Below are 19,954 nucleotides of genomic sequence, written 5' to 3'. Positions count from 1 at the left end.
TCGACCGGATCCTGATGCACACCTTCGTGCGGCGCGTCATGTCTGCGGAGCAGACGGCGCGCCGTCACTAACGTGACGGAGCGTTGCGGCGCCCCTCCGGGGCGCAGTAGCGGAGAGTAGCGGCGGCGCGTCCGTGCCGCTGGCCGGCGGGGCCTCGGGTCTGCCGTCGAGGTGGCCCCGGGGGATGGTCGGGGCTCCACCCCGGGCTCTCCCGGGCCGGTTTCTGGCTGGCCTTCGTGGGTATTTCTGCTGGTCAGTAGGGGTTTTGGCGCACTCCGTGCGCCGGGCTGACTGGAGGGAGGGGGTGGGGTCCTGCCTCGGCTTCCCCCGGTCGACCGGCTGACGGCTCGCCGGCCTCCCCATCCGCCATCGCATTCTGTCACCACCACGGCTGGCGGCGCAACCTTCCCCCGCCCCGACCCTCACAATCAGTGAGTGGTCCAGACCTCTCGCAGTGGTCTGGACCCATGCCGCCAGTCACCGGCCGGGGAAATGCCTGAACAATGCACCCGACGCTGTATCAGAGTGCCACCGTCAGCGAATCCTGCCACAACCACCATGCTCCCGGCGAGTTCCGACCAAGCAGGCCCCGCAGCATCGTTGACGATGTGACGTGAAATTCCACTACAACCACCATCCCTCGGGGCCATGGAAATACCCCATAAAACCCGCCATAGAAAACCCCCATAAACACCGAACAGCCACGTCGGCGTCCGTGCCGCACCGCCGCCGTCACGAGCGACGTCAGAACTTCACCGGCTTACGACACCACCGTTCAGCGACACAAAGCACTGACCAGCAACAACCACCACCCGGCCACTGAAAACCGGCGGCGCACCACCACCGCAACCCACACGCCGCCCATCAAGCGAGCAGACCCGGCACAGCCAGCACGACCAGGCCGGCGACGGGCAGCACCAGGAGCGCCCCTGAGGGACCAACAGGACCGAGGGGCAGCGGGGGCTCTGGCGCGGCCTAAGACGGTGTTCGGGCGGCCCGGAGATGGCGGCGGCGAGAGGCCGTGACGTCACCCACGCCTGGCACCAAGGCGCGGTCCGTCGAGTTGAAGCGCAGGGTCTGCCGGTCGCCCCAGTCCACCTCACCCGCGCCGACCACCCGAAACAACACCGTGTGGCAGAGATCACAAACGTTGCCTCGGCGGGCGCGGAGCGACGGCTGTTGCTGCTGGTCAAAGCGGTGGCCTCCGGCCGGTGTTGTACAACGGCCGTTGCACGCTAAAGCGCTGGTCAGAGGCCTGTCGGGCCTGGCTCAGCTACCGCTCCCGGGAGCGCAACCCCTATGGTCGGCCTCAGGCATTCAGCTGGCCTTCGTAGCCACTGGATTGACTTCCTGTCGGGCGGGTTCCGGCTATCGGTGGCCGGTCCCTGGCTGGGGATCGGAGGTACAGGAGTGCCTAGGTATGACCGTTGTGGGCCCCCGCCGGGGGTTCGGCGGCATCGCCGTTCGCGGACACGCGAACGGCCCCGGGGTCCAGCCGGGGCCGCTCCAACTCGAAGAGCTCATCTCAACTAGGAGTCTTACATGGCCAACCGTACAACCCCAGCCGAGCAGCCCGAGCGACTGTCCCACCGGTGGGCGCTCATACTCCTCGGGGCATTTGTGGCTGGGACGGTCGTCTTCGCCCTCGCAGGACCGCTGGCCGCGCTCAGCGCGGCGGGGCTCACTGCGCTCGGCCTTCACCAAGTGGTGGCGTAGCGAGACCCGGGGGGGCGCGGACGTCCCCCACCGCCAGCCGGTGGTGGGCACGGCCCCGGCGACGAGCAGGCCGAGGCGCCGCCGGAGGCCTGCGGCCGGGACGACGGCCAGGACACCGTCCTCGCGGTGATGTGCAGCAGGCCCTCGCGCCGCCTTCTCGGGCGCGGGGGCCTGCTGCGTGCCGACCTGCTCATCCAGCGCCAGGGGATCCTCGTCTGCGCGCACGATCCGGTACAGGCCGGTGCCGCCATAGAGGCGGCCGTCGTACTTCATCCTGGTCTTGCGCACCGCGTCTTCCACCGCGGTGGCGACGGCCTGGGGTCCTTGGCCGCCTTGTGTCAGGCGCCGAGGCCGATGTGGGAGACGTAGGTGTAGGCGCCCCAGTCGGAGTCGAGTTCGCTGATGATGTCGTCCCAGATGTCCTCCAGGGCGTTGGCGTCGCCGGTGTTCAGGGCGTCGACGGCCTCGTCCCAGACGTAGCGGACCTGGAAGCTGCGCACGTGCAGGTTGTCGCGGCGGCGGGGTTCCTCGACGACGTCCTGGTTGATGGGGTGGATCTCGATGCGGGTGCCGCGCCCGCCGCGGTTCAGGTGGTCCTTGAGGATGGACGGGTTGGCGAGGATGTTGCGGGCGCGCAGCGTCCAGTAGGCAGTGTCGATGGCCTCCAGGTTGACGGGACGGGGGCGGCGGACGCCTTTAGCCCAGGCGCGGATGGTGGCGGCGTTCGCGGTGCTGCCAGCGTCGGCGAGGGCCTCGGTGAGGGCTTCACGGCCGCCCCTGTGGTCCATCAGGTAGCGCATGCGGGCCATCAGGCCTCGGCGGGTCGACGGCGGCGACTTGATGCCGCCTTCCAGGATCATCCGTTCGATGACGTCTTCCAGGGCGCGGCCGAGGGCGATCTTCCCGTGGACGTTTCCGGGGTCGAGGTCGGCGCCGTAGCGGCCGAAGTTCTTCCATCCGTCCGTCGACACTATTAGGCGCTCCGATTCCGGGTGCGGGGCAGGGTGTAGTGGTCCTTGAGTTTCAGATGCGTCGTCAGACGGCCCTCTTCGAAAACACCGCCCTTGGACTTCCGCCATTCTCCCCCGGTGACGTGCAGCTCGTCGGTTCCCTGGAGGCTGACGATCGTCAGTCCGGCCTTGTGGGCGCGGTGGGATTTGTACCAGAGGTTCGCGAATGCCTGCGAGCGGATGATGTGCATCCAGTCCGGTCGGCGGATGTCCCGGTTGAACGAGGATTCTCCGATGGTGGAGGCGAATTTCGCGTACATCGCCTTGACGTACTTCTCGGTGACGGTGTCGCCGTCGTGGATGGCGTTTTCGCGGGCGGTGGTGAGGACGCGTCGGAATTTCTCCAGCAGGCTCTCGCTGGAGCCGCTCGTCCAGGCTTCGGTGATGTGCGGGGCCTCGGCCAGGCCGAGCTTGTGGGCGCGGATGAGCAGGCGCACGGTGGCCTCATCGAGGAGGACCGGCCCGGCTTCTCGGCGGTTGCCGATCGGGTCCGGCAGGTGGGGGTGCTCCCAGGTCGGGCGGGCGGGGAGCAGGTAAATGCCGGAGCGCTTGGGGTCCCAGCCGCCTTCGGGGCGGTGCTGGAGCGCGCCGATCGGCAGGTGGGTCTTGAGTGCGCTGCAGTACGCGGCGTTGGTGTCCAGGACGTCCACCGCGATCTCGGCGAGGGTGCCGGCCTTGAGCTGCTTCATCAGCTCACTGTTCTCCCATTTGTGGCGGCCCTCCCAGATCTCGTCGACGCTGTTCCGTGATTTCTTGGAAAGGAATTCGAGCCTCTCCGGGTAGGCTGTGTGCTCATAAACGGCGTTGGCGCGTGTCTTGTCGAACAATTCCATGGCGTTCGGAATCGCCTGCTTTTCCAGAGCTGCGGAAGCGGCGTCGACGTCGCCTTTGTGCTTGTCGAGGGCCTCTTCCACCGCCGAGGCGATCATGTCGAGGTAGAAGCCCAGCTCCCTGCCCGTACCGGCGTACTCCCTCGCCCGGGCGGACGGCCCCGAACCGTGCCTGGTGGCGCGGTCGGCGGCCGAATCGGGCGCAGCAGCCGGGGAGTTGGCGGTGGGTGGCGCCGGAGCGTCCTCGACTGCCGAGGCTGCGGCCGTCTGCGATGGGGCGGCGGGCAGTTGCTGCTCAGCCACGGCGCCCTGGTCTTGGTCGATGGTGGCGGCCTGGACGGTTGAAGCGACCGCCTCGGCCGGGCCTGTCTGGAGGAGGCCGGCGGCCGAGGTGTCTGCAGCCGCGGGGGCGCACCAGCCGCCGAGGTGGAGCGCGCGCCCGCCGATCCGGTGGGACACCGGGCGCCCGCACTGCTCGCATGGCACCGGTGGGTGCGCGACGGGCTGGCCGTCCGGGCCCCGGTCGTAGTCCCGGCTGGGCATGTCGGTGGGGAGGGCGTCGGTGGGCAGTGGCTGTTGCTCGGCCGCCGCAGCCTCGGCGGGGGCGAGCGGGGGCTGCTCGGCCTCGCCGGTCGGCGCGGCGTCGATCTGGGTGTCGCGCTCGCCGGGACGAGTCCAGCCGTCTGGCAGGGGGGTCATGGGCGTGTAGAAGCCGGTACGGCGGCGGGGTGCCGGCCGCCGAGGCGAGTGCTGCTGCGCTGCCTCCGCGGGCGCAGAAGGCATGGTCTCGGGGGCGGCGGCCGCGAAGGTGGCTGGCATCGTCTCGACGGCCGGTGGCGGGGCGGCGGTGCCGGGGGGCCAGGTCATCGACTGCGCGGCGTGGGTGGGCCCGGCGAGCAGGTCGAGTGGTCCCATGCCCCAGTGGCGGGCAAGGGCGTCGACTTCATCCAGGGACCAGGGCTGGGCGCCGGACTGACGGCGGCTGACCTTGTCCTGGGTCAGCCCGAGTGCGGCGGCCAGCTCGCGCTGGTTCTCCCCCGTGCGCTGTCGCAGCGCGGCGACGGTGAGCCGCAGTGTCTCCAACGTACTGAGCGTCATGCAAGCACTCTATCAATCCCAGATGGGATTTTTCCATTAAGCATGGATAGGGTCGCCGGACTGGGTGGTTGAGTGACCGGCTCATTGACGCCTGGCGATACGGCGGGCCGCACCAGTGCCTGCGGGTGACGGTTTCCGCAGGAGATGTCAGCGGGGGCTGCCCTGATGGTCGGTGCCCTCGGGGGGCGGGTGCCCCGGGTTTCGGCGCTCCGCTCATGCGCCCTTGAGGCGGTGCCATGCCCTGTGGAGCAGGGCGCTGCCGGAGCAGGCGAGTGCGTCGGTCAGTACGGTGTCGATGATGTGCGCGGTGAGCTGGGCGTAGGTGCGGAAGTTCCCTTGGGCTCCCTGGTCGTCGGTTCGCGCGAGTTCGCGTGGCGGTATCCGTGCCCATAGGGGGTGGAACGCCGGGAGTACGGTCAGGGCCTGGGCCGGCGTCAGTGGAGGGATGCGGCAGCGGGCCAGGACGCGGGAGGCCAGTTCCGGGACGCGTCGTACGGCCTCGGTGCCAGCTGTTCCGACCAGGACCAGGGTGGTTGGGGTATCGGGGTCCTGGACCAGGCGGCACAGGTACTCCAGGCATGGTGCCGGCAGGCGCTGCGCGTCGTCGAGGACCAGCAGGTGCGGTGTCTGCAGGGCCGCCGCGATCTTGTGGTCGGTGTCGCTTCGCCGATTGGCGTAGCGCACGGTGAGGGCGAGCGCCTCGGCGATGGCGTGGCGCAGGTGGGCAACTGTCGCTCCCACGGGTACCGGAATCCGGCGTACGGCGGGTCCTGCGGGCAGGAGGGAGAGGGCGTACTGGAGGGCGGTGAACACAATCTGCCGATCGACCCCGATATCGCCGCGCTCACGGCTGCGGCCCCGGCCGCTGCCGATGCCGCCGAGAAGGTGTTCGTCCATCAGCTCCGGCTGATCGACGTGGGTGCGGAGCGGATCGGCTACGCGGTTCGGGACTGGGTGAAGGCCTTCGCCCAGCGCTCCCGCTGGGCGAACGAGAACCTGCTGCGCGCCGGGGAGATCGGCGCGTACGAGCGCAGGCTCGTGGAGGAGTGGCAGTTGCGCTTCGCCGAGATGCGCGAAGACCTCGGCGACGAGGCCACCGAGGAAGAGATGAAGCGTGAGGCCAAGCTGATCTACCGGTGGGTCGACCGCGAGGCCCGGATCCGGATCCGCACCGGCTGCGAAGAGGTGTTCGTCGTCAAGGGGTCGTACCAGATGCTCGCGGATAAGCTGCGGGTCGGCTGGCATCCGGACTTCTCCGCCCGGCTGGCGGCTCTGCTGGAGCCGGCGGGAGCCGCTGATGGCCGAGCGTGATCTCAGCCGCGAGGAGCGCGGCCTGTTCAATCCGGCCTTCACCGCGCTCGTGTGCGTCCGGGTCGTGCCGGGCCACGAGAAGCGGTACCTGTCCGCCTGCCCGCTTCCGGTCGCGGTGACCGCCGCGGTCATGGCCCTCCAGCCGTCCATCCGGGCTGAACTTCGCGACGCCCCTGGACGTCGCCAAGGACATCCTCAGCGACTTCTGCGGCATCGACCGCACCGTCAAGGTGTCCGCAGTCGCACGCGCCCAGACCATCGCTCCGTCGATCCGCCACGCACTGTACTTCTGCTTCCAGGCGCAGAACGAAGTCGCCAAGCCCGACCTGCTGTTCCACTCCCAAGGCGAGGAGTGGCGCCCGAACACCATCCGCGGTGTGATCCCGTACTTCCTCGGCGCCGTCGACCCCGAACAGGCGGCGCTACGCAACCGGCTGCGACTCCTGCGCCGGGACCTTTCCGACCTCGAGTCCAAGCTCGCCCAGGCCCGCGACCTCGGCCCGGCTTCCGGCCAGGCCCGAGCGCTGCTCACCGAGGCGGTCGAGGCAGGGCTTCTGCTGCACCGCGACAGCGAGCCGACGGCGGAAGAGGTCCTTGGCCTTCTGCGGTTCGCCCTGGAGGGCAGCATCCGGCTGGAGCCGGAACCCCGATCGGAGAACGACAGCTACCCGCTGGCCGCCGCGATCGGCCGGCGTGCTCAACTGCGCCGCGCCGTCGGGCAGTCCCGAGCCCGCATCGCCGACCTCAAGCGCGCGGTCGAGGAGAACGACGACTTCGCAGGGAAGGCAAGAGAGCAGCGCCGGCGTCTCGCGTCCCTCGGGTTGATGCGGTTGTCCCCGGACACCTCCCAGGTGGCGCAGCGCCCGGTGTGTGACAGCCCGATCGCCTCGGCCAACACCACGGTGGCGACGATCATGCGCGACCTCGAACGCCTCGACGGCGATCTGCAGGTCATCGGCAGCGACACACCCGCCCTGCAGCGCCAGATGGCCCAGGAGGAGGAGCAGCTGCAGCAGCTGCGTGCCGCGCTCTCCCGCAGCCAGGACGAGATCAGCGCCGGGCTGCGCGCGCTGCAGCAGGAGCCGGACCAGGCGCAGCGCGCCGCCCATGTGCGCGGCCGCATCAGCCTCTACCTCGACACCACCGCCCAGCATGTGAGTGCCCCGCAGGTCGAAGACCGCCGCGACGACCTCCAGCGGCAGATCGCCGACCTGGAGGAGCTCCTGAGCGACGACACCCAGGACGACCGGCTCACCAGCTACCTGTCCCTGATCAGCCAGAACATCCGCACCAAGGCCACCGCACTCGAGCTCGACCACTCGGACTCGCCCATCCGCCTCGACGTCAACCGGCTGCCCGTCGTCGCCGACACGGCCGACGGCCCCGTCCGGCTCGCCGACATGGGCAGCGCCGAGAACCACCTCGGCTACCACGTCGCCACACTGCTGAGCCTGCACGAATGGTTCAGCGAGCACCGCGGACCCGTCCCGCGGACGCTGATCCTCGACCAGCCGTCCCAGGTGTACTTCCCGCCCGACTACACCGGCGAGGCCACCCCTCAAGGCACCGACCTCAGCCACCTGCTGAACGTCTACCGGACCATCAACGACACCGTCCAGGCACTCGGCGGCGCGCTCCAGGTCATCGTCGTCGAGCACGCCGACCTGGCCGGCCCGCTCTTCCATGACCACGTCGTCGAACGCCGGCGCTACAGCAACAACCGGGCCCTCGTCCCACCGGAGTGGATCACCGAGACGACCGACGACGAAGACGAGTAGTTCTGCAGCCTGCCTGTCTGCAGTTCCCGCTCCGCCCTGATGCACTGCTGCACGGCAGCGCCCCCTTGCCGGATGACGCACAGGGCGACGGTTCGACCTCCAATGCGTGGCAGTCGGGCTGGCTGACGGAGCCGTAGACTCGCGACCCCCTCCGGCAACCTGCGTGCGAGCCGGAGCCGACCTCACGAGAGAGCCCTGCCCACGTTGAACGCATCCGAGCAGACCGATGCGCCGATCTACGCCCAGTTGGTGCGCGAGCGCGGCGACATACTCTCCGAGACCAGGAGAGTCGCAGAGGAGGCACTGCGACGGTCCTCCGATGCGGTGGATTTCCACCTCCCCTGGAGAGGTAGTTCCCATCGGTGAGAACGAGGGTATGACGTTACGTCAGTTGGACGTCGTCGCGCACGTCGACGGAAGCGTGGGCCTCGTGGCCTCCCGCCCGGCGGCGGGTGCCGTCTGGACACGGTCCCGTGGAGAGCGGAGCCGGCTGGGACTCGTCGAGTGCGTACCGTGGCAGCGGTCACCTGCTGTCCTCCGCGCCACGGGCCCTGGAGGGTTAGGGCCGGTTCCAGGCGTCACTGGCGGGACCAGTGATCGTGGCGACGTTCAACGGGCGGCACGACGCAGCCAGGTGCAGCGACTGGACCAGGCCTTGTTGGCGAGCCGCGAGTTCCCGAATGACCGCGAGCGCTTCGCTCTCAGGGCTGCCCGAGGCATGCTCGCCTGCGTGCCAGTTGCCGATGATCTCCAGCACCATGTCGACCACGGTGCGGGCGGCGTGCGCGGTCAGCTCGTCCGCGGTGGCAGTGAACGTGCCACTGTGGATGGCCATGTTGCGCATCGCGTACATCCAGGTGAGCAGGGCGAAGTAGACCTGCTCCTGCCGCTCCATCCACTCCTTGAGGGCTTTGGGACTGCCAAGCCGGGTGGACCACGTCTTCAGGTGTGTGCGAGCGAGGCCGTCGTCATGCTGTGCCAGGACGCGGATCGCGTCATGGCCGCGCCGGACCGGGTCCGATTCGGATCCGGTCAACGGAAGCAGCGCGTCGAGGAAGCCGTTCACGTCCAGTTGCCAGCTGGAGAGGTGCCGTGGATGGCCCGGGGCTCCGCCGCCCAGGAGGGTCTTCTGAACGGTCTGGACCGCTGGTTCAAGTCGTCGGCACAGGTCATCGCGCAGCACGTATGCCGCTTCCACGTCGCCGCGCTGCTGTACGGCTTTGGCGGCGAGGTGGGTGGCGGCCTCCTGAGCCCGCGGGGCCGTGCTCTGCCCTGTCCGGTCCAGAGCCCGCTCCGTCACCTTCAGCTTCGCGGTCCTTCGGTCCACAAGCCAGTCGGCGTGCTCGAGAAGCGCAGTGGCCTCATTGGCGATGGTCTTGAACAGGAAGACAACCTGTTGGCGCACACTGTGAAGGGCCGCCGCTCGGGCCACCTGCCGGCGGTGGTCCACGGTCTCGACTCCGATGGAGTTGAGAGCGCTCCAGCACAGGGCCGTGCTCGCCAGCGGGGCGTCCAGGCGGGTTGCGAGGTTCGCCATCCGCAGCGCCGGACGCAGGGAGGCTGACCAGTTCATGGTCAGCGGGCGGGCCTGCTTGGCTCCTCCGGCGCGGACATCGGATCCGACCACTGCGGTGGGGGTGAACGCGACGGACAGGTCGCCGATCGTCAGTCGCAGCAGCCTCTGGCCGGCGACGTACTGATCCAGGCTCTCACTCAGGCGCCTGCGTGCCGTCCGGGTGGCGCTCTCGCTGTCGCAGGCGCCGACAGGCACCAGCACGAGCACTCCCGGCCCCTCGACGCTTTGAGCGGTCTTGACCATGGTTCGCATGCCGGGACTGGCGGGGAGCCCGGTGAGCAGGCCCTTGGAGATCGGCCACTGCTCGGCACCGGGAAGGAGCTGGTCGAGATGCCCGAGGGTTCGTGCGCCATGGACGGAGAACACGATCCGGAAGGCACTGCTGGCAGGCCAGAGCAGGTCCTTGAGCGTTGCTGCGGTCAGACCGCCGCCACGCAGCGCGCGAAGGAGGTCGGTGTGCAGGGCGAAGCCGTCGCGGTCGTGCAGCGCCGTCAGGACAGCGATCTCCGCCGAGGCCTGCGCTGCCACCGCCTCCGGTACGGGGGTCCCCGCCCAGAGCAGATCCACCAGCTCGCCCACGGCTGCCGTCGCCGGAGCGATCTGCCCCTCGATGTCGATGGCGGCGGCGCGTACAGCACCAGCATCCGTGTTCGGTCCCAGGATGTTCTGCGCGGCTACAAGCGCCACTTCCGCATCGGCGATGGCGACCGTCCCCGCCGGTGTCATCCGGTAGGCGTCCACGGCAGCCCGGACGTCGAGGATGGAACTGTCCACGAGGAGTTTCGCGAGCTTGTAGTTCGGCTGTCCGGTGTCGGCATGGCTGAGCACGGCCTGGTGTGCGCGAGCGAGGGCGAGGACCGCGCTTCCCAGTCCGGCGGCATGGTGGGTGAGCGGGCTGCCCGCTTCCAGGGCTCGCAGCAGTTCCTCCACGAGGGTTCGCTGTTGCCGTGTCAGGCCGGCGCTGCCGAACACCTGGATCGTCTCGGTATCCCAGACCGTGTAGCGCATTTGGGCACCCTACTGCCTGCACCGCCTGGCTTGCCGTGGTCGCCCCGGACCGCCCTGCACTGGCTGTGCGGCCCGGGAGTCACGTTGACGGGACATCAGCAGTACGGAGCGTGCTGGGTAGTTGGCGGTGGGCGAATACGACGTCGCGCACGCGCTCGACCGCTTCGGGAGCGATGCGGGCCAGCGCCGGCAGTGCGTGGTACCAGCCGTCGTCCGCCAGGGCTTCGCGGACGAGGTCCGCGGCTGTCTCGGGCATCCCGTCGGCGTCGGGTGGAGCGACCAGCAGTGCCAGGGAGCGGAGGGTCTGCCCGAGGGCGTCATTGGCCGACTGTGACGTTGAGCGGTGGCCGGGCTCGTTCCCAGTCAGGTAGTCCGCCACGGCAGCGAGCGCGATGGCCTTGCCGAGCGGAGCGGGGTTGTCGAGCGCGGCGCGCCGGGCTGCGTCGTAGTCGCCGAAGACGGCGTAGCCGACGGCGAAGGCTCCCGGCTCCATGTACCCCGGCGGAGCGGCCGTCAACGATCGCTCCGCCCGTGCGAGCAGTGCCAGGGCGTTTTCCCGTTGGTTGCGGGCCTCCAAGACGGAGATCACCAGTTTGTCCTCGGGTTCCAGCGCGGCGATGCCCGACGCCGCGCAAGCATCGTCGATGGCCTGTTCGATCCGGGCGGTGCACGGCTCGTCGGCACCGGCAATCGCTGTCAGGAGTTCCACCAACTCGTAGACGTGGGCGTTGGACTGCTTCGGGTTGGACGTCAGCCGCTCCCGCTCACGGTCCACGAGTCGCACGGCCGTGGCTGCGTCGTGGAAGCGCAGGCCTGCTGCTACGGCAATGAACGCTTGAGAGCCGGCGGAGGCGTTCACCTGGGCGATCTCTTCGGCGAGCGCGAGGGCGGCGTCCCGGTCGCCGGCGCGGGCGAGTGCCTGGGCTGCCGATGCCTGCGCGGCGGCCACCCGGCTGCCCGGGGCACCGGCGAGGAGTGAGAAGTTCCCGGCGCCCGGCAGGTCCCGCGAGCGGTCGGCCGCCTGGTGTGCCAGCCTGTTCGCCTCGGGGAGGCAGCCTGCGGCTGCCGCCTGCAGCGCGAGGGCCGCCCAAGCTCGGACCTGTCGCGGTCCATCGGCCATGCCCGCGGCCAGCGCTTCGGCGTCGGCGAACTGCCCGGTGAGGGCAAGGGCCCTGGCGAGGAACTCCACGTGGGCCTCTCGCGGACTGGCAACATACAGCGGGGCCGTGTCGATGGCCTCGGCGAGTTGACGCTCCGCCTCCTCACCCTGGCCCTGGAGGGCCAGAGTGGCGGCCTGCTGGGCTGCTTCCTCGGCAGTCCGCGGAGCCTCGAGGAGCGTGAGAGCTGCTACGCGGATGTCCTCGCCTCGGACACTGCGGCGCAGCGCCTCCGGAATGGATTCGATGAGGGAGGTGGCCTGTTCGACCGCGCCGAGGTTGACCAGCGCCCGGACCGAGGCGAGCAGCGCGTTCTCCAGGTCCCACTGATCAGGCCGCTTGCCTGTGGGTGGTTCTGGAGCCGCCATCGCCTCCGTGACCTGCTGTGCCGCTTGGCCGGCGAGTTCGGCGGCCGCCTCGGGGCGGCCATCGGCAAGTGCGGAGGCGGCCGAGGCGCGCACGTAGGCGCCGGTGAGCCCCGGCGGGAACGTATCGACATGTTCTAGGATCCGGGCGTACGCCCGGGCCGCTCGCGCTGGGCTCGCCGCGTCGGCGATCGCCGCCCACGCCGTGACCAACGAGGCGGGATCTGCGGGCGCCTCGATCCGGTCGACGCTGTTTTCCGCCTGGTCGAGCAGTGCCTCAGCTCGATCGGCTGAACGCGGCCGGATGGCGAGCGCTGCCCGGGCAAGCATCACGCATGGCAGGGTCTCGTCCCCGGACCACGAGGGCGGGCGCAGCGTTGCCAGGAGGTCGAGGCCCTCATCCTGGCCGGCCTGGACCAGGGCGACCGCGGCCTCGCCCGTGGCGACCTCGGCGTCGTACTCGTCTCCGCTCTCTGCTTCGGTGCGGGCCTGGGCGGCCCACGCCGCGGCCTCCTGGGCGACCCGCAGGGCGTACGGGTGTCCGGTCTCTGCCAGGACGCCGGCGAGCGTGGCGAGTCGACGGGCCTTTTCGGCCGGGAAGGCAGTCGCGCGAGCGACCTCGATCGCTCGATCCGCGTGGCCGAGCCGGGCGAGGGCCTCGGCCAGGCTCGGGGGCAGAGCACGGGCGCCTTCGGTGAGCATCTCCCGGGAGGCCGCGAGCGCAGCCAGGGTGCCGAGGTCGGGAGCGCCGCTGTGCACGATCTCTCGGCGGGCCGGTTCCAGTTGGCTCAGCGCGGCATCCGCGGACGATCGGTGCACGAGTGCGGCCTGTCGGCGGGGGTCCAGCACGAGGTCGGACAGCCGGTGCTGCTCGCCCGTGCGGGTGAGCAGCACTGGGTAGGTGTACAGCAGGTAGTCCGGGGTGTCCGCAGGCCAGCCTGCCTCTTGGTATGTCCCGGCCCAGTGGTGGAGTCGCTGTTCGGCCTCGTCCGTCGCGGTCTTGCCCAGCTTGGCGCGCGCGGTCCGGTAGAGCTCGTCGTGTCCGAGGATGTACCGGCGGATGTCCGCGTCCGGCGCGGCCGTGTATCCGCTCTTCTCGGGCAACAGGCCGCGGCCGGTGATCCGGTGCAACCTCATGTCGATGTCATGCGGCCGGACGCCGGTCAGCTCGGCCAGGTCGCGGCCGGTCAGCCCGCCCCGGGCCACGGTGACCACGGCCAGGAGGCCGCTGCCGACCTGGTCCTGCAACGGCTCGTGCAGGTCCCGTTCGGCCATGACGCTCATGACCTTCGCATCGGGGGACGGCTTGAGTGCCCGGACGACACCGGGCATGTGTAGGGGATGGTCGGCGGGGACATCACTCGGCAGCGGCGGATTTGGGCGACCGGCGACCACGACGAGCATCCCGGCCGGCGGGCTCTTCGGCAGCAGCGCCGCGATGCTGCGGTCCTTGTCCAGGCCGTCCTCGTCCAGGCCGTCGACTACCAGAAGAAGGCGCTGCCCCCGCTGACCGCAGGCCTGAGCGGCCGCGTCGAACAGTTCGGGAAGGGCCCTGGCCCCGACGCTGGAGCGAAAGGGATCTTCACCTTGCTCGACTCCGCGGTGAACATGCGGTGGGAGACACCGGCCGCGTCCCACAGAGCCTTCAAGGCCCCGCTGAACTTCTTCATGGCCGGACCGGGCTCCGCCACTGCCACCTCCTGAGTGGGTCGAGTGGCGGCCAGAACCCTCCGGAAGGCCGTCCACATCGCGTTGGCCAGCGTAGTCATCGCATCCGCCGGGGGCGGGAGATCGCCGGAAACCCACCGGACACCGGAGGTTCAAGCCATGCCCGGCAAACAGGAGCCGGGCCAGAAACGAAGGAGGACGCAGCCATGAACGCGCTGCCCACTCTGCTCACCTCCGGTGCCGCGCTCGTCAGCATCACCCGCACCGTCCAGGCCGTCGCGGTACTGTCGCTCGCGGCCGTGTCGGTCCTCGCCCGCAGCCCGCAACGGCGTCGGGACGCTCGCCAGGTCCTCGCGCTCCTGCTGCGGCGCAAGCACACCCGCTGATCCGGACGCCGGTACCGAAACGGAAGGGGCTGCTCGATCCGGTTGAGCAGCCCCCTTCGACCGGTGCCGGCCACGGTGCTGAACATTTCCCCCACCGGCCCTGGGCCCGCCTTCAGCGCTGTCGGGCGCACGCCGATCTCGCGACGCCTGAACCAGGGAAACGCCGAGCGTCAACCGTGGCTGATCGCCGACGACACTCTCCGACCTGTGAACTGTCGTTCCTGGATGGAAGACTGGCGGGATGGACGTCGCCACCACAGAGATCACCGGCCGCCGGGGGGCTACCCTCGTCGAGGAGCTGTTCCTTGAGGCCTACTGGGTCCCGAGGGAGATCAAGGACACCGACGTCGGCGTCGACTTCTACGTCGAGGTGGCCACTCACGGTCAGGGAACCGGGCGGCACATCGCCGCGCAGGTCAAGACCGGCCCCTCGTTCTTCGGAAGCCCGTCCGGGAACGGCTGGTGGTTTCCTTTCGGGGACAAGTACCGGCAGTACTGGCTCAACCATGACCTCCCCGTGATCATCGTCCTGGTCGATCTGGAGAGCCGGACTGCGTATTGGCAGGCCGTCACCGCCGACACGGTCCGCTCGACCGGCGAGGGTTGGAAGATCGAGGTGCCCCGCGAGCAGGTGCTCGGCGACGGGTCCCTGGCTGCGCTCTCCGCGCTGGTCGACGAGCCGCGCCCGCGTGGGGACCGTGCCCTCACCAGCTTCTACGACGACCTGGGCATGCTGCCGCGGGAGGCAGTCGGACCGCTCGCCCGCCTGCACGCCGGCGTCCCCGGCCCCGACCTCAAGGCGCGCCGCCCCGTCGAGCGGCTGGCCGCGACGCTGGCTCAGATGCGCGACACCCCGGACGCCGCGTGTGAGCTGCTGCTCGATCGGACTCCCCGGTGGTTGTCCGGCCACACGAACAAGTCGACGGTGTGGAAGGGTCCGGACCAGGGCGAGGTGTGGCTCGCGGTCGGCGGCTACGCCAACGAGCACACGCTGCCGGACCGGGCCGCGGAGGCGTGCCGGCGCGCAGTCGATGCCGGGGCGGCCCCGGGGGACCGCTGGCGGGCGATCGCCGGGTTGTTCGAGATGGTGAGTGATCCCCAGCGGGCGCGGACGTCGCTGGAGGCGGTGCGCGAGTCGGACGAGGGGCGGGTGCTGGCCGCCGTCGGGCTGGCCGTGCTGGACCACGCCGGCAGGCCGGGGCCGGTTCCCGTCCCTGCGGAGCTCTCCCCGCAGACCGCAGCGGGCTGGGAGGGGAACGCGACCGCGCGGCTGTTCCTGGGCGAGCAGGCCCGCCGCCGCCAGGACCTGGACGAGGCGCTGGAGCACTACCAGGCCGCGCTGGATCTGTGTCCGGGCAGCGCGACGGCTCAGGTCCACGTGGCCCAGGTCCTGCTGGAGCGGCTCAACACCCATGCCTCGGCCAGTCGCGACGCCGATGTGCGGCGCGCGGTGCGGCTGGCGGAGGAAGCGCGGGCGGACCGCCGTCGCTGGGCCGGTCCCAGCGAGGTGGCCGCCGAGGTGCTGCTGCGCGCGCGGATCCTGCTCCCGGACGTCGACGCAGCCCTGGCTGTTGCCCTGCCCGAGCCCGACGGGGAGGCCACCGAGCGGGAGGCGGTGGCGCCGCACCTGGCCGCGCTCGCCGCCCGCATCGCCTACCGCGACGGCCGGATCGAACTCGGCGACACGCTCACGGAGCGCTCGACCACGACCTCCCCGGTGCACGGGCCGGAGCTGGCCGCCCTGCGGGTCACGGCCACCGGCGCACCGGTCGAGGAACAGGTCCCGGTGTGGCAGGAGGCGCTGCGGGCGGCGACCACGGACGAGCTGCGATTCGTGGCCGTGCAGCAGTTGACCGACCTGGGCCAGTGGCCGGTGGCGGAGCTGGAGGAGTTGCGGGCCGCCGGCACGGTGCGCGAGGACGTCTACGCGGTGATGGCAGCCAAGGCCCACCGCCGCGGCGACTCGGCCGGCGCGGCGCGGTTCCTGCGCCCGTACCTGCGTTCCAGCGTGCACGCGGTGCTGTGCCTGGCCGACATCACGGAAGCCGACGGCAACCCGGAGCAGGCCGCGGCCATCCTGCAGGAGGGCGCCGCTCGCCTTTCCGACCCGCACCTGGAACTGGCCGCGCTCGACGTGCTGCGCCGCGCGAACGACCACCAGGCCGCCCGCGCCCAGGCATTGCGGCTGCTCACCCGGCCCAGCACACCCCACCAGATCCGGCTGCGGCTTCTGCGCGACCTGATCCGCCAGGCCAACACGGAGGCCGACTGGAGTGGTGCCGCCGAGCACGCGCTGAGCGGCCTGGACGAGATCGCCCGCGCCCACCCCGACGCCGGGCCTGCGGCTCTGGCCGGCGTCGAGCCGCTGACCGACGACTTCGTGTGGTGCCGGATCGGCGCGCTGTACAACCTGCGCCTGTGGGACGAGGCGTGGAAGGTGTGCGAGCGGTACCAGGTCGCGCCCGCGCAGCGGATGGAGGCCCTGATCTGGATCCCGCTGACGGCCCGGCAACCGTGGACGCCGCGCGGCGCTAACGCGATGCTTGACCTGTGCGACCGGTTCGCCGACGACGGCCTGGTCGTCGCCCGCGCGCTGAACGCCGTCGACCTGGCCCTGGCCGTTGCGCACGATCCCGACAGCGCACGCTTCGGCTCCCCGTGGGCGCCCCATCCCTCGCCGGACGAGCTCAACGAGCTGCGTTCCCGCGCCGCCGGGGCGACCGCCGACTTCCAGGAGCGCCATCCCGAGGACAGCCCGAGGACCGTGACCGGGAACCCCGGCCCGGCCGCCTTGCGGGCGATCCTGTCCGGCCAGGCCGACCTGAATGAGACCCACGAGGAGATCTGCCAGGCCGTCCGCGACGGCGACGCGGCGCTCGGGCTGATCGCGAGCACCATCCAGCGCCCCTACATGCTCTCCTTGGTGCAGCGCGGCGCCGGCCTCATTCCCGCCTGCAGCACCGACCCGACGGTCACCGCGTCGGAGCGGGACGCCGCGGCCGCGGCCTTGGACGGCCCGGTCGTCGTCGACCCCAGCGCGTTGTACGTCGCCAGCCTCCTACCGGGCCGCTGGGACTCGTTGTTCGCCCAGTTCTCCGCCGTCGCCATGCCTCAGGTGTGTATGGACGACCTCCTCTTGACGCAGCACGCGGTCCAGCGGCTCCAGGCTTCCTCCTTCACCGCCGGCCTGTCCTCGGACGGCACCGCGGTCCAGGTCACCGTCCTGACCGATGACGCCCGCAACCACCTGTCCGCCCTGATGTCCGCGCTGCTCAAAGCCGCACGCACGACCACGCTCAAGACGGTGACCACGCTCTCGGCGGCGCAGGGCGCGCTCGCGGGCGCCCCACCCGCGGCCGGCACCGTCGACGGTCTGGACTCGGACCTCGACGGCGCATGGGCCGCGCCGCTCGAGCTCGCCATCACCACCTCACTGCCGCTGTGGAGCGACGACCTGTACCTCCGGGAGGCCGCCCGCTCCGTAGGCGTCCCCGCCTTCGGCACCCGCGCGCTCACCCACGTCCTGACCGCCGAGCAACGCACCCCGGACACCAGGAACGCGGACGACGCCCTGTGGCTCGCCGGGTACGTCGTCGACCTGCCCCACGACCAGGCACCGCTCCTCGCCCAGGCCGAGGCCGACAAATGGCTCCCGGCGGCGGTCGCCACCGCACTGACCCGCCCCGCGGCCTGGCACCCCCCGGCCGCCGTCGAGACCTGGGCGACGATCGCGAACCAAGTGGTCACCCACGCGCCGCAGCAACTCGCGTCCTGGCTGTACCTCGCCTCCCTCGGCGCAGCGGTCGCGTCCGACCCGGCGACGCTCGTCGCGCAGCTCCTGGCCATCGCCGTCATCGAGGCGGGCCCCGGCAGTGCACCATCGCTTGCCGAGGCGAGCGCGGGAGCCGCCCAGGCGCGGAACCTGCCGGCCTACCTGTGGCGGGAGGCCGTCACCCGTGAACTGGAAGCCGCGACCGCGGCAGGACACCTGCCAGGCCTCCCCGCGGAATTTGTCGCGGACCTGATCGGGCGTCTGGTCCAAGGTCCCTGACGCGGGCTTCCGGACACCCGGATACACGAGCCGGGACACAGCTCGCGTGATGAGCTGTCAGGCGACGGTGATCAGCCGCAGGACCTGATCGGTGCGGCTGTCAGACGGCGACTCCGTCGCCGTCTATCGTCCCGTTGTCGGCCCGGGAGCCCCGTTGCTGGCAGCGTTCTCGGACGTGGGCGCGTCGGCCGCGGCCGCGCGCCGAGTTGTTGTGGTTGAGCAGTCGAAGCAGAAGTCGACTGACTCCTCTCCCGTGGCCACGGTCTTGGCCCCGAAGACGAGCGCATCGTGTCCGCAGTGCGGGCAGGGCCCCACGGGGTCGTGTTCGTCCATCCCCCACCACAGACCCTGCACGTGGAACACGTAGTCGAGGGTGGCGTTCCCGCTCCCACCGGTACGCGAGCAGAAGTAGCAGGTGGCTGACCCACCGTCGACCAGGAGTGCCATCTGACGGCAGCGCAGGCATTCGAGGGTGCGGTCGCGGAAGTCTGAGAGCTCTTGGCGCACCCGGTCCATCCGGCGAGTGACGAACGCCTTGATCTTGGCGAGTCCCATCCGGATGGTCTCCACGTCGTTCCGCACGGCCTGCTGCTCCGTCTCGGGCAGTGCAGGAAGGAGGTGTTGGTCGAGGAAGCGAATCAGGAAGTCCAGCGCGTTCATGGCCGTGAGCTCGACGTCAGCCGCGGTGGAGGCCAGGCCGTAGTGCTGGAGCGCGTTGCGAGCGGTTGCCAAGGCCTTGAGCGCGTCCTGGTCGTCCTTGCTGATATCCAGGCCGACAATGTCGCGCAAGCGGACCACGGCTTCATCGGAACCGCAGCTGACGAAGTCTCCCGCCACGAACCTGGCGCGGGTCGCCCTCTGGTCGAGCTTCTGGAGCACGAGAGTCCAGTGCTCGCGCTGCAGCCTCGCCTTGAGCAGGACTTCCGCGGCTGCCTGGAGATGAAGGACACCGTACTTGAGCTCCCGGGCAGTCGCCTCCGACCCGTCGTCCTTCGCCAGGGATTCCATCACGCTGAGGAGGTAGTCGATCCCGTTCTCGACGGGCGGGAACCGCACGTCGCCGCCCGGCTGCTCGACTGCGCGGCTGGGATGGGAGTAGCTCCGCGGCTCGTCGATGTTCCAGGCGTAGCCCTGGTCTTCGCGCGTCTGGCGGCGCCGAACGCGGGGCTTCGGGACGTCACCCAAGTCTTCAGAGGTCACCACCCGCAGTGTTCCACCTCGGTCGTGCCCTCGCGGCCGTCTCCTCGAAGTCGTGGGTCGCGGAAGCTCGTCCTGGGCGGTGTGGGGAGACCGTGATGCAGGTTCCCCACCGCGGTGGAGCCGAAAGTACTGTCCGCCGGGGCGCGAGCGTCATCATCGCCGAGTCCGTTCCCCGGCGCTCGCGGTACCCGCACGCGTTGCCCGGGAGTGCCGGGCTGACGATGGAGGTCAGGGAAGGAAGCGGAGCTGTTCGCGCAGCCACGCAGGGTCGGGATTGGTGTACGAGCGGCCCGCCAGGACAACCGTCGGCACCGTCTCGTTGCCGTCGTTCGCCTCCCGCACCGTCGCTGTCGCGTCTGCATCGCGCCAGATGTTCACCCAGTGGGCGCGGCGGGCGTCGCGGCCCAGGCGCATGCGCAGTCGCATGCAGTAGGCGCAGCCGGGCCGCCAGAAGATGACGGGGCGTCCGTCTGCCTCGGCCCGGCGTCGGGCCTCCGCGTTGTTGACGGACCGTGGGAAGATCAGTGGCGAGACCGCGGCGGCGAGCGCGAGGTACACCGCTAGGAGAACTGCGGCGAATCCGGCGTGGCCCGAGGCGGTCAGCCAAGCAGCGACGATCGCGCCGGTGAGCGCGATCAGCGCGGACGGCGCCCATGCACGGATCATGGACGCGGACGATACCAACCCCGCGGCACCGGCGCCCAGACGGCCCCGGCCAGATGCCTGGCAGCTGGAACGCCTCGTGCGGTGCGTTCCAGGACGACTGCCGCGCCGTGCTGGTCGGACCGGTTCGGACCACC

The 19,954-nt window shown here is 70.5% G+C and carries 13 protein-coding genes; 6 read left to right on the top strand and 7 right to left on the bottom strand.

What is annotated here, in order from left to right:
- Positions 1-1,542 precede the first annotated feature (1,542 nt).
- Complete coding sequence (locus AB0C76_RS15555) at positions 1,543-1,716, top strand: hypothetical protein (RefSeq protein ID WP_359964733.1); 174 nt, start codon at positions 1,543-1,545, stop codon at positions 1,714-1,716.
- Positions 1,717-2,054: 338 nt separating this feature from the next.
- Here AB0C76_RS15555 and AB0C76_RS15550 read toward each other — a convergent pair whose 3' ends face one another.
- From AB0C76_RS15550 to AB0C76_RS15540, 3 genes are all read right to left on the bottom strand, one after another.
- Complete coding sequence (locus AB0C76_RS15550; RefSeq protein WP_359964732.1) at positions 2,055-2,687, bottom strand: hypothetical protein; 633 nt, start codon at positions 2,685-2,687, stop codon at positions 2,055-2,057.
- 2 nt (positions 2,688-2,689) lie between these two features.
- On the bottom strand, positions 2,690-4,654 hold the full coding sequence (locus AB0C76_RS15545; RefSeq protein ID WP_359964730.1) for a helix-turn-helix transcriptional regulator: 1,965 nt from the start codon (positions 4,652-4,654) through the stop codon (positions 2,690-2,692).
- 213 nt (positions 4,655-4,867) lie between these two features.
- On the bottom strand, positions 4,868-5,395 hold the full coding sequence (locus tag AB0C76_RS15540; RefSeq protein ID WP_359964728.1) for an ATP-binding protein: 528 nt from the start codon (positions 5,393-5,395) through the stop codon (positions 4,868-4,870).
- On the opposite strand from AB0C76_RS15540, the gene AB0C76_RS15535 reads away from it, so the two are divergent.
- Both AB0C76_RS15535 and AB0C76_RS15530 read left to right on the top strand, forming a co-directional pair.
- A complete protein-coding gene (locus tag AB0C76_RS15535; protein ID WP_359964726.1) occupies positions 5,366-5,965 on the top strand; it encodes an ABC-three component system protein in 600 nt (199 codons plus the stop codon). The two genes, AB0C76_RS15540 and AB0C76_RS15535, sit on opposite strands and share 30 nt — an antisense overlap.
- 230 nt (positions 5,966-6,195) lie before the next feature.
- Positions 6,196-7,743, top strand: a complete 1,548-nt coding sequence (locus AB0C76_RS15530) for a DUF3732 domain-containing protein (RefSeq protein ID WP_359964724.1) — start codon at positions 6,196-6,198, stop codon at positions 7,741-7,743.
- Between the two features lie 559 nt (positions 7,744-8,302).
- On the opposite strand, the gene AB0C76_RS15525 is transcribed toward AB0C76_RS15530, so the two are convergent.
- Together AB0C76_RS15525 and AB0C76_RS15520 are read right to left on the bottom strand one after the other, a co-directional pair.
- Entirely contained in the window at positions 8,303-10,327 is a 2,025-nt protein-coding gene (locus tag AB0C76_RS15525; RefSeq protein ID WP_359964722.1) for a hypothetical protein, read from the bottom strand.
- A 79-nt stretch (positions 10,328-10,406) separates the two neighbouring features.
- Entirely contained in the window at positions 10,407-13,181 is a 2,775-nt protein-coding gene (locus AB0C76_RS15520; RefSeq protein ID WP_359964720.1) for a hypothetical protein, read from the bottom strand.
- Positions 13,182-13,190: 9 nt separating this feature from the next.
- Between AB0C76_RS15520 and AB0C76_RS15515 the strand changes: the two genes are divergently transcribed.
- The 3 genes from AB0C76_RS15515 to AB0C76_RS15505 all read left to right on the top strand — a co-directional run bounded on the left by AB0C76_RS15515 (position 13,191) and on the right by AB0C76_RS15505 (position 17,954).
- Positions 13,191-13,553: a hypothetical protein gene (locus tag AB0C76_RS15515; protein WP_359964718.1), complete on the top strand. Its 363-nt coding sequence runs from the start codon at positions 13,191-13,193 to the stop codon at positions 13,551-13,553.
- A gap of 170 nt (positions 13,554-13,723) precedes the next feature.
- Positions 13,724-13,903, top strand: coding sequence for a hypothetical protein (locus AB0C76_RS15510; protein WP_359964716.1), 180 nt, complete (start codon positions 13,724-13,726; stop codon positions 13,901-13,903).
- A gap of 241 nt (positions 13,904-14,144) precedes the next feature.
- The gene (locus tag AB0C76_RS15505; RefSeq protein ID WP_359964714.1) at positions 14,145-17,954 is read left to right on the top strand and encodes a DUF4365 domain-containing protein; all 3,810 of its coding nucleotides are present in this window, start codon (positions 14,145-14,147) and stop codon (positions 17,952-17,954) included.
- A 123-nt stretch (positions 17,955-18,077) separates the two neighbouring features.
- Here AB0C76_RS15505 and AB0C76_RS15500 read toward each other — a convergent pair whose 3' ends face one another.
- Complete coding sequence (locus AB0C76_RS15500; protein ID WP_359964712.1) at positions 18,078-19,154, bottom strand: hypothetical protein; 1,077 nt, start codon at positions 19,152-19,154, stop codon at positions 18,078-18,080.
- Between the two features lie 228 nt (positions 19,155-19,382).
- Positions 19,383-19,820, bottom strand: coding sequence for a glutaredoxin domain-containing protein (locus tag AB0C76_RS15495; RefSeq protein ID WP_359964710.1), 438 nt, complete (start codon positions 19,818-19,820; stop codon positions 19,383-19,385).
- Positions 19,821-19,954: the final 134 nt, after the last annotated feature.

It is taken from the genome of Kitasatospora sp. NPDC048722, assembly GCF_040650235.1.
Classification (GTDB): Bacteria; Actinomycetota; Actinomycetes; order Streptomycetales; family Streptomycetaceae; genus Kitasatospora.
This window is presented reverse-complemented; position numbering and strand designations above follow the sequence as displayed.

What these genes read in the sequence shown, in the direction of transcription:
- AB0C76_RS15555 (WP_359964733.1), top strand. Translation starts at nt 1,543, where the DNA reads ATGGCCAACCGTACAACCCCAGCCGAGCAGCCCGAGCGACTGTCCCAC.
- AB0C76_RS15545 (WP_359964730.1), bottom strand. Translation starts at nt 4,654, where the DNA reads ATGACGCTCAGTACGTTGGAGACACTGCGGCTCACCGTCGCCGCGCTG.
- AB0C76_RS15525 (WP_359964722.1), bottom strand. Translation starts at nt 10,327, where the DNA reads ATGCGCTACACGGTCTGGGATACCGAGACGATCCAGGTGTTCGGCAGC.
- AB0C76_RS15520 (WP_359964720.1), bottom strand. Translation starts at nt 13,181, where the DNA reads ATGCCCGGTGTCGTCCGGGCACTCAAGCCGTCCCCCGATGCGAAGGTC.
- AB0C76_RS15515 (WP_359964718.1), top strand. Translation starts at nt 13,191, where the DNA reads ATGGTCGGCGGGGACATCACTCGGCAGCGGCGGATTTGGGCGACCGGC.
- AB0C76_RS15510 (WP_359964716.1), top strand. Translation starts at nt 13,724, where the DNA reads ATGAACGCGCTGCCCACTCTGCTCACCTCCGGTGCCGCGCTCGTCAGC.
- AB0C76_RS15505 (WP_359964714.1), top strand. Translation starts at nt 14,145, where the DNA reads ATGGACGTCGCCACCACAGAGATCACCGGCCGCCGGGGGGCTACCCTC.
- AB0C76_RS15495 (WP_359964710.1), bottom strand. Translation starts at nt 19,820, where the DNA reads ATGATCCGTGCATGGGCGCCGTCCGCGCTGATCGCGCTCACCGGCGCG.